At 54.1% G+C, this 13,199-nt stretch carries 10 protein-coding genes and 2 pseudogenes; 2 read left to right on the top strand and 10 right to left on the bottom strand.

Going from position 1 to position 13,199, the window contains the following annotated elements:
* Positions 1-143: 143 nt before the first annotated feature.
* From C7J97_RS09165 to C7J97_RS09130, 8 genes and pseudogenes are all read right to left on the bottom strand, one after another.
* Positions 144-332, bottom strand: coding sequence for a hypothetical protein (locus tag C7J97_RS09165; protein ID WP_113993379.1), 189 nt, complete (start codon positions 330-332; stop codon positions 144-146).
* A 690-nt stretch (positions 333-1,022) separates the two neighbouring features.
* Positions 1,023-2,150, bottom strand: a complete 1,128-nt coding sequence (locus tag C7J97_RS09160) for a glycoside hydrolase family 88/105 protein (protein WP_113993377.1) — start codon at positions 2,148-2,150, stop codon at positions 1,023-1,025.
* A 10-nt stretch (positions 2,151-2,160) separates the two neighbouring features.
* The gene (locus C7J97_RS09155; protein ID WP_113993376.1) at positions 2,161-3,090 is read right to left on the bottom strand and encodes an AraC family transcriptional regulator; all 930 of its coding nucleotides are present in this window, start codon (positions 3,088-3,090) and stop codon (positions 2,161-2,163) included.
* An 89-nt stretch (positions 3,091-3,179) separates the two neighbouring features.
* Entirely contained in the window at positions 3,180-3,521 is a 342-nt protein-coding gene (locus tag C7J97_RS15550) for a TRAP transporter large permease subunit (RefSeq protein WP_341458549.1), read from the bottom strand.
* 321 nt (positions 3,522-3,842) lie between these two features.
* Positions 3,843-4,160 carry an L-rhamnose mutarotase gene (locus C7J97_RS09145; RefSeq protein WP_005928088.1) on the bottom strand — a complete coding sequence of 106 codons (318 nt, stop codon included), beginning with the start codon at positions 4,158-4,160 and terminating at the stop codon, positions 3,843-3,845.
* Between the two features lie 10 nt (positions 4,161-4,170).
* The gene (rhaD, locus tag C7J97_RS09140; RefSeq protein ID WP_113621281.1) at positions 4,171-4,998 is read right to left on the bottom strand and encodes a rhamnulose-1-phosphate aldolase; all 828 of its coding nucleotides are present in this window, start codon (positions 4,996-4,998) and stop codon (positions 4,171-4,173) included.
* A 19-nt stretch (positions 4,999-5,017) separates the two neighbouring features.
* A pseudogene (locus C7J97_RS09135) lies at positions 5,018-6,276 on the bottom strand (L-rhamnose isomerase).
* Positions 6,273-7,595 carry a rhamnulokinase gene (locus C7J97_RS09130; RefSeq protein ID WP_113993395.1) on the bottom strand — a complete coding sequence of 441 codons (1,323 nt, stop codon included), beginning with the start codon at positions 7,593-7,595 and terminating at the stop codon, positions 6,273-6,275. The pseudogene C7J97_RS09135 and the gene C7J97_RS09130 overlap by 4 nt, the downstream one beginning before the upstream one ends.
* Positions 7,596-7,749: 154 nt before the next feature.
* Here C7J97_RS09130 and C7J97_RS09125 point away from each other — a divergent pair, with 154 nt between their 5' ends.
* Positions 7,750-8,649, top strand: a complete 900-nt coding sequence (locus tag C7J97_RS09125; RefSeq protein ID WP_113998221.1) for a helix-turn-helix transcriptional regulator — start codon at positions 7,750-7,752, stop codon at positions 8,647-8,649.
* 203 nt (positions 8,650-8,852) lie between these two features.
* Positions 8,853-10,411: pseudogene (locus C7J97_RS09120) on the top strand (recombinase family protein).
* Positions 10,412-10,662: 251 nt separating this feature from the next.
* Here the strand turns inward: C7J97_RS09120 and C7J97_RS09115 are convergent.
* Complete coding sequence (locus C7J97_RS09115; RefSeq protein WP_015536711.1) at positions 10,663-12,765, bottom strand: hypothetical protein; 2,103 nt, start codon at positions 12,763-12,765, stop codon at positions 10,663-10,665.
* Positions 12,766-12,795: 30 nt separating this feature from the next.
* Positions 12,796-13,170: a response regulator gene (locus C7J97_RS09110; RefSeq protein ID WP_242983482.1), complete on the bottom strand. Its 375-nt coding sequence runs from the start codon at positions 13,168-13,170 to the stop codon at positions 12,796-12,798.
* Between the last annotated feature and the right edge of the window lie 29 nt (positions 13,171-13,199).

The following is a 13,199-nucleotide window of genomic DNA, read 5'->3' as shown; positions in this document are numbered from 1 at the left end:
GCTGCGAAAAGCGTTTTTTCAAAAAGTATGGGTTTTCGTGAGAGCAAGAATCGTCCCGTGGCCACAAATTTTCAATTTTTGAAAATTTCCTGCCCCTTTGGGACAGCTTCTTGTTGGGGCGTGCCTGCCCCAAACCCTGCTTACTAGTAATTATAGTAAGGCATACAAACAGCCACAAGAATAAATAAGCTAACTGCGGAAATTAGCGCATACTTCAAATCATTAGAACCATCTTTGACAGCTTCTTTAATAGCCGCAACCAATGAGAAAACGAAAGCAAATGGAAAAATCCACCAAATTTTAATCAGGCCGTACATGACAAGGTTTTCCATAATAACCTCCATAGCATAGCAACTAATGGCAAAGGGGTGAATTGTCGGATTAAGGTAAGTATATCATATTGCTGATCGAAACGCACCCCCTATATTATAGAACTTGACCATTTTACTGCGTACGTGCGTACCAACCTCCTGTACGCACGTACGCAGCGATTTGCCCGAAACGCAGCCTATACAGCCGTTCCCCCTCGGAGAGCCCACTACACTTTGCAGACCACAGGGATGAAAGTGTCATAGTGGGTTATTACACTTCCGCAGAAGTGCCTTCTCCTCGCCGCAGACAGCCGGGTGTGCCTTTTGTGAGAGCTTTCTGTGCGGCGAATCTACATCGCCCACAGGCGATGTAAGCAGGGATTCCAAAGGGGCGCAGCACCCTTGGCACACGACTTTGGTACAAAGTCTAGTGTGTTACACCTTTCCAGAGGTGTATACGTTCCTGAAATGCAAAAAGCCCCATACCCAACACCTTAACGGTGCGGACATGGGACTTGATGCTTCCTCGGCCTAGCCGGGTACTCCGTAACCAATCCTGACAGGCAGTTGCCGTGTCATTTTTCGAAAACTGTTTTACGGATACCCAGCAGTCGGGAACGCTCTGCTTTTCTTTGCTGGGGCATGATGAGCCTGCTCCGCCTGCCATAGGCAAGCTCGCGTTTGCGCAGCAACAAAAGCCTCAGTGAAATATCATTCAAGGGTTTCCAGTGCTTCCACCAGTGCAAGGATGGTCAGCGACTGGCCGTATGCCATGGGAGCAATCAGAATGTTTTTGTAGTGGTCGCGGTCGTAGCCCATACCCGTACCGCCGGATACTTTCAGCACCGTACCATCGGTGTCGATGTTCTTGAGGATTGCACGGATAGCTTTCTTGGCACAGGGCAGGTAGGAATCATCCAGAATCCCCATGCGGATGCCTTTCAGGATGCCAGCGGTGATAGCAGCAGAGCCGGAAGTTTCTTCGTAGCTGGTGGAGTCATCCAGAACCGTATGCCAAAGGCCGTCCTCACCCTGAAGGTCACGCAGTGCGCGCACCTGTGCTTTGTAGGTATCCAGAATGAACGTCTTGACGCCCTGATTCAGCGTACCCTTAAACATATCCAGATAGTCCAGAATACCCAGCGTGAACCAGCTGTTGCCGCGGCACCAGAACACGCCGCCAAAGTTGTCCATCCGATTGAACGACCAGCCGTGGAAGAACAGACCGGTGTGGGTATCGTACAGATACTTGATGTGCATCAGCACCTGCTTAATGGATTCGTCGATCCACTCCTGCTTGCCGTACTTCTGGCCCATCCGATTGAGGAACAAGACGGTCATGAACAGGGTGTCGATCCACATCTCGCTCTCGTTTAGACGAACGCCCTGACGGTCGCCGTTGGCACTGGTGACGTGCTGAAAGCCACCCTCACGGGTACGCGGGATGCACTCCATCAGCCACTTTGCCCAATCCAGACAAAGGGCTTCAAACTCAGGGTCGTGGTAAAGCTCGTTCAATTCACACAGAGTCAGCAGCGGAGTAGTCGTGTTGATATTGCGGGAAGGCAGACCCTGCGCAATATTCTCCTTGAACCAATCATGCAGGAAGGTGCGGTATTCCTCCGAATCCTGTATCTTGGCGATTTTGAGCAGTCCGTACAGGCCGATGCCCTGCGGCCAGTCCCACTCCTTGATGCCGAAGTCACGGCTAAAAAATCCGATGGCCTCGCCGCCTTCTTTCAAAGTGTCCTCGTTTTCGGGGGCACCAAGGTGCATCAGCTTCTGGATAACAAGATCCAGCTTTTTCTGAATCAGTTCTTTTTTGATTTCGTTTGCCATAAAAAACACCTCATGTATTTGTATTGTTTTTCTCAGCGGTTGAAGTAAGCGATTTTCGATATTGTGCAGGCGTAACGTGTTGATATTTCTTGAACACACGTCCCAGATAGGTGATGCTCTCAAACCCGGTACGGCTTGCGATTTCGGAAACGGAAAGTGTTGTTGTTTCTAACAGGCTCTGCGCTTTTTTTACCCGCAGGATGTTGATGTATTCGTTGATGCCGAAGCCAGTCACTTCATGGAAGGAACGGCTGAGATAATACTTGCTGATATAAAACTGCTCGGCAAGGCTGTCCAGCGAGAGCTTTTCCTGAAAGTGATCGGAAATGTAGTCTGAGATTTGGTAGACTGCATCGAACTTTCCGCCGCTGGCCTTACCCTCCTGCACATCGTTCAGGCAGGCGACCTGCTGATTGCTGCGCCGGAAGTAGATGAAGCCTAGAATCAACTCCGAAAGAATAGCGGTCTGGCTCATAGGCTCTGCCTTGTCCAGTTCCTCCATGATTTGCAGAAACAATCGGCGGGTATTCGCTGTCTGCTTCGGGGTCAGTTCGTAAATTCCGTAGTGCTTGTGGAAGAACGCACCGATCTTCAGTTCCGGGAACATCTTATCGACCTTTTCCACAATGTCCCAGTCTACATAGAGGATCACTCGCTCGTATTCGGTTTCCGGGTCTCCCACGATGGAATGGGACATATGAATCTGGCCGCTGTCCACGAGAATCAGGTTCCCGGCCTGTGCTTCATAGGCGCGGTTCTCAAAGAACATCTGCCGCCGCCCACGGAGCAGGAGATAAATTTCGTACTCCTGATGGAAGTGGTTGTACCGCATATCAAAGTTTGCCGGACGAACCATGTGTTCCACCATAATGCCGTTTCGTTTGCGGTAATATTGGGTCGCGTCACCCTGAACCATGCTGTGCAGCCATGTTGTTTTCATGAAATGCTCCTTTTCTCCTGAACAGGCGGTGTTCTTGCCTTGATTATGTCATATCTGTTCAGGTTTGACAAGCATTTGCACCGTGGGGCTTACATCAGGCCCAGCGTAGTAGGCAGCCACTCGCTCAGAGCAGGGATGTATGTGACCAGCATCAGTGAGATGAAAATTGCCACAAAGAACGGAACCAGACTTTTCATCACATTCTCTAGGCGTTGCTTTGCCAACGAGCATCCCACGAACAGGACGTTGCCAACGGGAGGAGTGATCGTGCCGCCGATCTCGGAATCGCCCGCCTGACCGTGCGCCAGCCGGAGCTGGATCTTGTCACTGCCAATGCGGCCGTTTACCTTGAAAAAGGTGGAAACTCCGATTCCCAGCAGCACGACGACAATGACGGTCAACAAGACTTTTGATGTCTTTTTTATTGTCATTCCTCCTAAATGATTTGCTCGTTCGGTGCGACTTCCTGATTATAATTATACAGCCTTTGGGGCCAGCTTTCTCGCAAAGAATTGCGAATGAAGCCAAAAATTCAAACGATATTGCGCTTGTGCTGTATACATTCTTGCGCTTTTCTCTATTGTTTTGCTGAAATGGATAATATTTCTTGCCATTCTTCTACATACAAATAATTTTTTAGATCAATTCGTCCGTTTTTTCTGCGCAATATTGTTTGAGCGCAAACAGAAAAGAGCCACCCGTAGTTTGTTACGGATGGCTCTTGATATGTTTCTTTTATAAAAGGCTGCCGCTCAGTTCAGCCGGAACACCTGCTCCAGCTTGGGCTGTGCACCGGTCACGGGGTCCATTTCCAGTTCCAGAATGTCCTTCATGTACGCGTTCCAACGGTCTACCACCGGGCTTTCTGCCTGCACCTTCTCGGCATAGGCAACGCCCTTTTCGCACTCGTAATAGCCGAACAGTTCATCGTTGCAGTAAAAGATGCTGTAATTGCAGATGCCGGCGTCTTTCAGAACTTTAACCATCTCCGGCCAGATCTCCGCGTGACGTTTCTGGTATTCAGCCTTGCAGCCGGGCTTGATGCGGCCTTTCCATGCCATGTGCTCCATGTTCTGCTCCTTAGTTGAGAAACTTCTCGTTCAGGGTCACACCAAAGTCGCGGGCAATGGCGCGCAGGTCGTCGTCGGTGATGGTCTGCCGGATGATGCCGCCGCCCATGGAGAGCACCTTGACGTAAATTTCGGCGCTCTTCTCAATGGTATGGGCAAGGCCAAAGGTGATGTCAAAGTCCGGGCCGGAGGCAAACAGACCGTGCTGTGCCCAGATGGCCGCCTGATAAGTCTTCATCAGCTCACTGGTGGCCATGGCAATGTCTGCCCCGCCGGGCACCATCCACGGGCAGACACCCACGCCCTCCGGGAACACCACCGGGCACTCGGTGGCGCTCTGCCACAGCGCACGGGTGAAGTCCCGGTCGGTCAGGGGCAGGATGTAGGTCAGGGCAATGACGTTGGTGGCGTGGCAGTGGTAGATGACACGGTTTGCGCCATTGGTGGCAGCCTTGCGGACACTGTGGTTCATAAAGTGGCTGGGGAACTCACTGGTGGGCTTTGCGCCATCTTCCAGACCCCAGACGATGCGCCAGCTGTCGCCCTTGTCGTTGATCTCCACAATACCGATGCTGTGAACAGGGTCCGGCTCCACGTTGCGGAAAAACTTGCCGGAGCCGGTGGTGATGAAATACTCCCCGGCCAGATTATCTGCCTGCACCCCCATGTTCACCCACTCCCGGGGCTGCTCGTCAAAGAAGGGGCGGCACTGTGCCACTTCCTCTTCCTTCATGCGGTAGGTCAGGTTGCCGCCGTTGCGCTCGTGCCAGCCCTGCAGCCAGCCATCGTTGCACATCCGCATAAAACCTTTGACAATTTCAATATCCAGAATACCCATCTTCAAAAACCTCTCTCATTCAAATGCGCTTGCTCAGCACGTTCTGCTCGTACTTTTTGACTTCCTCAAACCATGCGCCGTCCACCGGCACACCGTTCCGGCGGCAGTATTCGTCCCAGACCTCGCCAAAGGGCAGGGTCTTCAGCTCCTCCTGCCGCACCATCAGCTCGGTGAACTGGTTGGTGTCCTGCAGCTCCTTCAGCGCCGTGTGCGGGGTGCACAGGGCAGACAGCAGCGCCTTTTCCACGTTGCGGAAGCCTACCGTCCATGCGGAGATGCGGTTGATGGAGGCATCAAAGTAATCCAGTGCAATGTTCACCCGGCCGTCCAGACCGCCGCAACGCACGATCTCCTTGCAGATCTCCTTCGTTTCATCGTCAAACAGCACCACATGGTCGGAGTCCCAGCGGATGGGGCGGGTGATGTGGAGGGCAATCTCCGGGAAGAAGGCCAGCAGGGCGGGGATCTTGTCGCTGACCACCTCGGTGGGATGGTAGTGGCCGTTATCCATCAGCGGAATGCACTTTTCCCGGTTGAAGGCGGCGTAGCTCAGGGCAAACTCGGCACTGCCCACGGTGTAAGCCTCTACGCCGATGCCGAACACCTTGCTCTCGATGCAGGGCTTCACCAGCTTGAAGTCGTAAGGCTCGCTCAAAATCTCGTCAATGCTGGCCTTGTAGCGGTCCCGGGGGCCTTTGCGATCCGCCGGTACGTCCTTGAAGCCGTCGCCCGTCCAGATGTTCATGGTGCAGGGCTGCCCCAGCTCCTCGGCCAGATACTGACTGATGCGGATGCAGGCCTTGCCGTGTTCCACCCAGAATTTCCGGGTCTCCTCGTTGGGGCTGGCAAGGGTCAGCGGGTCGCACTTGGGGTGGGAGAAAAAGGTGGGGTTGAAGTCTGCGCCCAGCCCTCTTGCCTTGCAAAAATCTACCCATTTTTTAAAGTGCTTCGGCTCCAGTTTGTCCCGGTCTACCCACGGATTCTCCTCGTCAAAAATGGCGTAGGAGGCATGGAGGTTGATTTTTTGGTGCCGGGGCAGAGGGACAGCACCTTGTCCATGTCTGCCATCAGTTCCTCCGGGGTGCGGGCACGGCCGGGGTAGTTGCCGGTGGTTTGGATGCCGCCGGTCAGGGGCTTGGTGGGGTCGGTATCAAAGCCACGGACGTCATCTCCCTGCCAGCAGTGCAGAGAAATGGGCACGGTCTTTAACCGGGCAATGGCAGCTTCGGTGTCCACGCCAATGGCGGTGTAGCGGGCTTTTGCTTCTGCGTAACTCATACGGTTCCTCCTTCAGAAATGCTCATCTGGATCTTCAAATTGCCGATGGCGGTGGCCTCGATGGGCAGCGCCACCACCTGTTTTCCGGTGTAGTGGGCAGTCAACTCGTTCAGGGTGGCGTTCTTTGCGCCGCCGCCTGCGATGTAGAGTTTATCCCAGTGCTGGCCGGTGAGGGCTTCCAGCTCCCGGAATGCTTCCCCGTAGCAGTACGCCAGCGAATGATAGACACTGTTGATGAGGTCGGCATCCGTGGCAGGGGCTTCGCCGGTCTCGGTAAGAGCGGCTCTGATTTCCGCGCGCATGTCCTGCGGCGCGGAGAAACGGGCTGCGTTTACATCAAAAATGCGGGTATAGGTGCTGGTCTTGGCCAGCTCCACCATCTCGGCAAAGGAGATGCCCAGCTGCTTTTGCACGCACTGGATGATCCACAGACCCATGATGTTTTTCAGGTAGCGGATGTAGCCCACGCCGCCCTCGTTGGTAAAGTTTGCGCGGCAGCTTTCCGGGTTGGTGATGGGCTTTGCCAGCTTGACCCCTAGCAGACTCCATGTACCGGAGGACAAAAACGGCGCATCGCCCTGCTCCATGGGGATGCCCTCCACGGCGCTGGCGGTGTCGTGGGTGGCGCACAGCACCACCTTGGTCTGCCCGCCCACCTCGGCGGCAATGTGGGGCAGCAGGGGTCCCAGCACCGTGCCGGGTGCGGTGAGCTTGGGGAACATCGCCTCCGGCAAGTCCAAAGCTTTGAGAATCTCAGGGTCGTACTCTTTGGTCTGGGCGTTCACAAGGCCGGTGGAGGTAGCGTTGGTGTACTCCCGCGCCTTTACGCCGCACAGTTTCCACAGCAGATATTCCGGGATCATCAAAAAGTCCTCGGCTTCGGCCAGCCGTCCGGCTTTTTTGTCAGCGTACAGCTGATAAATGCTGTTGAAGGGCTGGAACTGGATGCCGGTGCGCTGGTAAAGCTGTTCAAAGGGCAGAATGCTGTGGACTTCGGGAATCACGGCCAGTGTCCGGTCGTCCCGGTAGGCGTAGACCGGGTAGAGGGGCTGACCGTCTTTCAGCAGCACATAGTCCACCGCCCATGTATCGATGGAAAGGCTCTCAATTTCCGGGAACTTTGCAAACGCTTCCCGGATGCCCTGCTTCACGTTAGCAAACAGGCTGTCGATGTCCCATTCCAGATGGCTGTCCACCCGCCGGACGCTATTGGGAAAACGGTACACTTCCTCGGTGCGGAGAACGCCGTTCTCCATCCATCCCACAATGTGCCGCCCGCTGGACGCACCAATGTCGATAGCAAGATAGTTTTTCTGCATAATGCGCCTCCTGTGTGGCTTTGACTGCTACCAGTATAGCGGCATGATGCTCGCAATTCCATCTGCAAAGGTGACGCATTCTTTGTGAAAAGTCTACTCTTGCACTGCAAAGGCTGGTGCGCTATACTGAACACAGAAAGAGAGGAACCGGAAAATGCTGACCTACAACATGGATGTGACCCCGGAAAGCATCTGGAAACGCACAACGCCCAGCGAAGCAGAGCTGGCGCAGCCCTATTACTGCACCGAGGCAGGGGTGTTCTACGCCCAGCAGCATTTTTCCACCGCCCGCACGGATAAAGAAAGCTATCTTCTGTTTTACACCCTCCGGGGTGCAGGGCTCATCGAGCAGGGGGAAAGCCATGTGGAGCTCCGCACTGGGCAGGCGCTGCTGCTGAACTGCCGCATCCCGCAGAGCTACTGCACCGCCCCGGGGCAAAGCTGCTGGCATCATTATTGGGTGCATCTGGACGGTGCAGGAGTCGCCGCCATGGAGCCGCTGCTGCTTCCGGGCAAAAAACTGACCCCGGTGCAGCTCACCGGGGTCAAGATACAGGAATATTTTGAAATGCTTTTGGGGCAGATGGAGCGCAGCACCGTGGACAGCATGGTGACCGCCGGGCTGGTGCTCCACGAGATGCTGGCGCTGTGCGCCCGGAGCATTCTTTCACAGGCCGAAGCCACCAGCGCGCGGCAGGTGATTTTGCAGGCAGCGGAGACCCTGCGCAAAAATTACCAGAAGGAGCTTTGCCTTGCCGACCTGCTGGCCGATGCCCACATGAGCAAAAGCTACTTTCTGCGGCTGTTCCGGCGGTATATGGGCACAACGCCCTACAACTACCTCGTCAACTTCCGTATCACGCAGGCAAAGGAACTGCTGGTTCTCACCGACCACAGCGTTACTGAGATCGCGCAGCAGGTCGGTTTTGGCGATGCCAGCAACTTTTCCACCCGGTTTGCCAAGGCGACCGGGCAAAGCCCCTTACAATATCGCAAAAGTGCGCTAAAACCGTTGGACTTTACAAGGGAAGCAGGAGGATTTATGTCAAAATGACACAATTCCTCTAGGGATGTTTAGCATAATGGTGTATGACTATGTTTTATATTTATCGGGCATTAGAGGATCTTTTTGCTAACTCTTACAAAAAGACTATAAAAGACTTGCCATCTTCTGCAAAGCATGGTATATACATTATACGAAATATTGCTTTGCTGAACATATTACCGTTCAATGATGTATAAATGAAGGTGCCCGCCATGACCGCCGTGATCTATGCCCGCTATTCCAGCGACAACCAGCGCGAAGAATCCATCGAAGGTCAGATCCGGGAATGTACGGCTTATGCCGAAAAGAACGGCATCACCATCGTCAAGCACTACATTGACCGTGCTATCTCTGCCAAGACGGACAACCGCCCGGAGTTTCAGCAGATGATCAAGGACAGTGACAAGAAGCTGTTTGACATTGTGCTGGTCTGGAAACTGGACCGCTTTGCCCGAAACCGCTACGACAGTGCCCGGTACAAGACCCAGCTGAAGAAGAACGGTGTCAAGCTTATGTCTGCCACCGAGGTCATCTCCGAGGGGCCGGAAGGCATCATTCTGGAATCGGTGCTGGAAGGTTATGCGGATACTACTCCGCCGACCTTGCCGAGAAGGTCGTGCGTGGACAGACTGAGAACATCCTGAAAGGCCGCTGCAACGGTGGTCGTGGAACCTTTGGCTATACGCTGGATTCGGAACGGAAGTTCCATATTGACCCTTTCACCTCTCCTTTTGTGCTGGAATCGTTCAGGAAGTACAATGAAGGCTCCACTATGAAGGAGATCCGTGATTGGCTGAACGAAAACGGCATCAAGAACCCGGTGGGCGGTGCGTTTACTTATAACAGCGTTGAACATATGCTCAAGAATCGCCGCTACATCGGGGAGCTGAAATATCGTGATGTTTTGATTCCCGATGCGATTCCCTCCATTGTGTCCGCAGAGCTTTTCAACGATGTACAGGAAAAGATGTTGAAAAACAAGAAAGCCCCTGCCCGTAGAAAGGCAGAGGATGACTCCCTGCTCACCACCAAGCTGTTCTGCGGCTACTGTGGTGCACTGATGTTTGGCGAAAGCGGTACGAGCCGGACGGGCGAAGCCTACCGCTATTATAAATGCGCTACTGCCAAAAAGCACAAGGGCTGCAAGAAGAAAACTGTCCGTAAACAGTGGCTGGAAGATCTTGTGGTCAACCAGACCATGCAGCTTGTGAAGGACGATGCCGCCATGGAGTCTATCATTGCCAAGGTGATGGAACTGCAAAACAAGGAGAACACCAACATTCCTCTTTATGAAAAGCAGCTCCGGGATGCGGAATCGGGTATCCAGAATATGCTCAATGCGATTCAGACTGGAATCCTGACCAGTTCCACCAAGGAGCGGCTGGAGCAGCTCGAAGAAACCAAGCGTGAACTTGAAGCCCGCATTGCAGAAGAGAAGCTGGCAAAGCCCAAGGTCACGGAGGAGTTCATCTGGTTCTGGCTGCTGCGGTTCCGCAAGCTGGACATGAGCCTGAAAGACCAGCGGCAGGCACTGGTGGATACCTTCATCAATGCGATTTACCTGTATGACGATAAGGTTTTGATAACCTTCAATTATAAAGAGGGAACACAGACCGTGACCTTTGGAGAAGCGACAGAAGTTGCATCCGAGGGAAGTGGTTCGGATTTGGATTGCATTCCTGCACCACAAAAAAGACAGCTATCAAAAGCTGTCTTTTTTGTTTTACATGACTATTTCCCTTTGGCTGCAACGGCGGATAACAGGACTTGAACAGCACTGCAACGCCGCAGGCGGGGCAACGTGTAGGAATGTCTACCAGGAGGACTGCCACTGAAATAGAAAATCCGAACCTTTTCTCGATAGGAGAAGGGTTCGGATTTTTTGGTTTATTGGTTCTTGGATCGTGCCGGAATTTACGGCTCAGGCAAGGCTTTTAATTTTTCGAGCCATAAAGGCTCCGAAAAAGATTCCGGGGCTTGTATATTTTTCAGAGAGCTATTTTGCAACAGTCCGGAACGGATTTACTTTCCAAGTACAACGGAGAGCCTGATCTCCTTTTCCGTCTCGCTCAGGTCAAGAGCGCCGCCATCGGCGACGGTCACGCGCAGCTCATAGAGCGTACCGGCGGTAAGCTCCGTTACTGCTTTGCCGTCCTCGTCGGTGATCGACCACAGTGCAGGATCGACCTTTGCCAGCTTGCCGTCCACGCCATAGGCGTAGAGGGTCAGACCGGAGGTGCTGCCGGACAGGTTATTCATGCGGAAAGCTACCGTGGTGTTGGGATGTACGTTGCGGACGGTCACAGTGTTGCGCCAGCTTGCAACGGTGCCTTCGCCGCCGTCCTGCGCAAACTGTTCCTGCGAGAGGACATTTCTTGCTGCCTGATCAAGATCGACCTTGCGGTAGGGCATTTCGGGCAGATAAACGAAACGGTCCTGCAAACGAAGCAGTTCCAGATAACCTGTCGGGCAGTAGAGCGCATTGCCGCTGTTGCCGGCATACATTCCAATGGCCATGTTGTTATAGCCGTACTTGTTGGAAACATCCATCGTGAAAACCGTCTCGCCAGTTTCAAAATCCAGAATGATGTACTGCCACATCCCGGTGGTCACATCCTGCACATAGCCGTAGATATAGCCCGTTGCGGTGGAAAGCTTCATGATGGAGGTGTCGCTCAGGTCGTTCCGGCTCCAGACGCTCTTCATCTCGTAGCCGTTTGCGGTCTTTACGGTGTCCACACGCTCGATGCCGGGGGCGATCATGATGTTGCCCTTCATGAGCCAGTTCTGGTCGTAAATATTGGCGTAGCTCTGGATGGAGGAGTCGTTGTTGGGATCAGCCAGACCTGCATTGCCCGCACCGAACCAGTTGCAGACGATGGTGCTGACGGTGCCCTCGCCGTCGTCATAGACGATGGCAGAGTTCTCAACGGCTACCTGATAGCCCTCGGGCAGGTCATCCAGCACCGGGGTGCTTGCCACGACCTCGCCGGTCTTCATATCGAGTGCAAGAAGGTTTACAGGGTCCTGATTATCCGTGAACAGCACAAGGTTCGGTGTCAGCGTGGGCGAGCAACCGCCGCCCCACGCAAGACCGCCGCCGGTGGTCTTATCGCCTTCGCCGCTCACCTTTGCACCCGCGCTCTCATAGGGCGTGCACCACACAACGTCTACGCCTTCTTCTGCGCGCAGAAGATAGCAGTTCTGGTTGGTCAGGACCACCGCACCGTCCTTGGAGGCGGCGATGCCGTTTTCAGCGCCCTCGCCGGGGGTCAGTTCGTGGACAAAAACAGCCTTTGAAAGGTCTGTCTGCTCGCCGTTCAGGATCGCATCAATGGCCGAGCGGGCAATATAGCCGATGACGCCCTGCTGCTGGCGCTGCGGATAAATGCGGAAGCCTCCCGTTGCAAACCAGAGGTTTCCGTCATAGTCAAAGACCACGGACAGAAGATTCTGCGTCAGTTCTTTTCCAAGCGCGGCCTCGGCAGCAGCTTTGATATCAATGTCCAGCACCTTCTCAAATTCGGGCAGCACATTGCCGTTTTCATCCGTTGCGCGGAGCATCAGCACATGGTTGTTGCTCGTGGGGCAGACGATGCGGTTGGATTCGTCAAGGAAGGTATAGGAGCTCTGGATAACGTAACCGCCGCCGTCATGCTGTTTGGGGGAGAAATAGCCGAGCGTCTTTGTCTCTTCGGCGTTCAGGTCTCGGATGGCGATGCCGCCCAGCAGCGGCACAACGGCATGACCGTAGCTGTCAAAGTAGATGGCGGGCGAAGCATTTGCATTCGTTGTCTCATAGGAAACGTTGATCTCCGGATAGATGGCAAGCGGCAGGATCTCATCCGTCGAGTCGGTGTTGTAGCCATCGTGATGAATGTTTGCATCGCTCTTGGCCATGTAAGGGTTTTCCTCTACCTGCTTGGGGTTCAGAGCCTTTACCGGCAGCGCCGCAGAGGTCGTCTCCGCAGCAGAGGGCTGCACCACGGCGGACGGGGCAGCGGGCTGCGAAGCGGCAGCACTGTCTGCCGGCGTCTGTGTTCCGCCGCAGGCAGCCATGGAAAGGCACAATGCTGCGGTCAGCGACAGGCTTAACGCAGAATGGACGATGTTTCTCTTTTTCATAAACAGTTCTCCTTGTTGTGTTCGTTGCGGTCAGACCAGTGCTGCTCCGCCTGATTTTTTTCCATCCAGCCAGATGCGGAATCCCTGCCGCAAGGCGGCTTCGGTCACCGGCTCCAGCAGAAAATAGTCTGCACGCAACCGGAAGGCATGGAGCGAAAAATCCAGATCGCTGCACCAGATAATGCGTGTCTGTGGACAAAGCGCGCGCAGATGCTCTACTGCATTCAATCCGTCGACCCCCGGCAGGGCAATCACGGCATTTGTCAGCGGCTCGTTGCGTGCAGCCTCAAAAAAGCTTTCCTGATCGTGGTAACAGTCCATTTTCGGGAACAAGCAATGTTCGGCGCAGAACCGCGAGATCTGCTCTGCCAGAAAAGCTTCCTGCGCCCTGCTGCTTGTCAGCACGGCAATTCGGTACACAGCGTGCCTCCTTT

Origin of the sequence: Faecalibacterium prausnitzii (genome assembly GCF_003324185.1) — a bacterium.
Taxonomy (GTDB): domain Bacteria; phylum Bacillota; class Clostridia; order Oscillospirales; family Ruminococcaceae; genus Faecalibacterium; species Faecalibacterium prausnitzii.
The sequence above is the reverse complement of the archived record's forward strand: the minus strand, read 5'-3'. Positions and strand labels throughout refer to the sequence as shown.

Bases quoted from the DNA above. Each gene is read 5' to 3' on its own strand.
- C7J97_RS09165 (WP_113993379.1), bottom strand. From the start codon at position 332: ATGGAAAACCTTGTCATGTACGGCCTGATTAAAATTTGGTGGATTTTT.
- C7J97_RS09160 (WP_113993377.1), bottom strand. From the start codon at position 2,150: ATGGCAAACGAAATCAAAAAAGAACTGATTCAGAAAAAGCTGGATCTT.
- C7J97_RS09155 (WP_113993376.1), bottom strand. From the start codon at position 3,090: ATGAAAACAACATGGCTGCACAGCATGGTTCAGGGTGACGCGACCCAA.
- C7J97_RS15550 (WP_341458549.1), bottom strand. From the start codon at position 3,521: ATGACAATAAAAAAGACATCAAAAGTCTTGTTGACCGTCATTGTCGTC.
- C7J97_RS09145 (WP_005928088.1), bottom strand. From the start codon at position 4,160: ATGGAGCACATGGCATGGAAAGGCCGCATCAAGCCCGGCTGCAAGGCT.
- rhaD (WP_113621281.1), bottom strand. From the start codon at position 4,998: ATGGGTATTCTGGATATTGAAATTGTCAAAGGTTTTATGCGGATGTGC.
- C7J97_RS09130 (WP_113993395.1), bottom strand. From the start codon at position 7,595: ATGCAGAAAAACTATCTTGCTATCGACATTGGTGCGTCCAGCGGGCGG.
- C7J97_RS09125 (WP_113998221.1), top strand. From the start codon at position 7,750: ATGCTGACCTACAACATGGATGTGACCCCGGAAAGCATCTGGAAACGC.
- C7J97_RS09115 (WP_015536711.1), bottom strand. From the start codon at position 12,765: ATGAAAAAGAGAAACATCGTCCATTCTGCGTTAAGCCTGTCGCTGACC.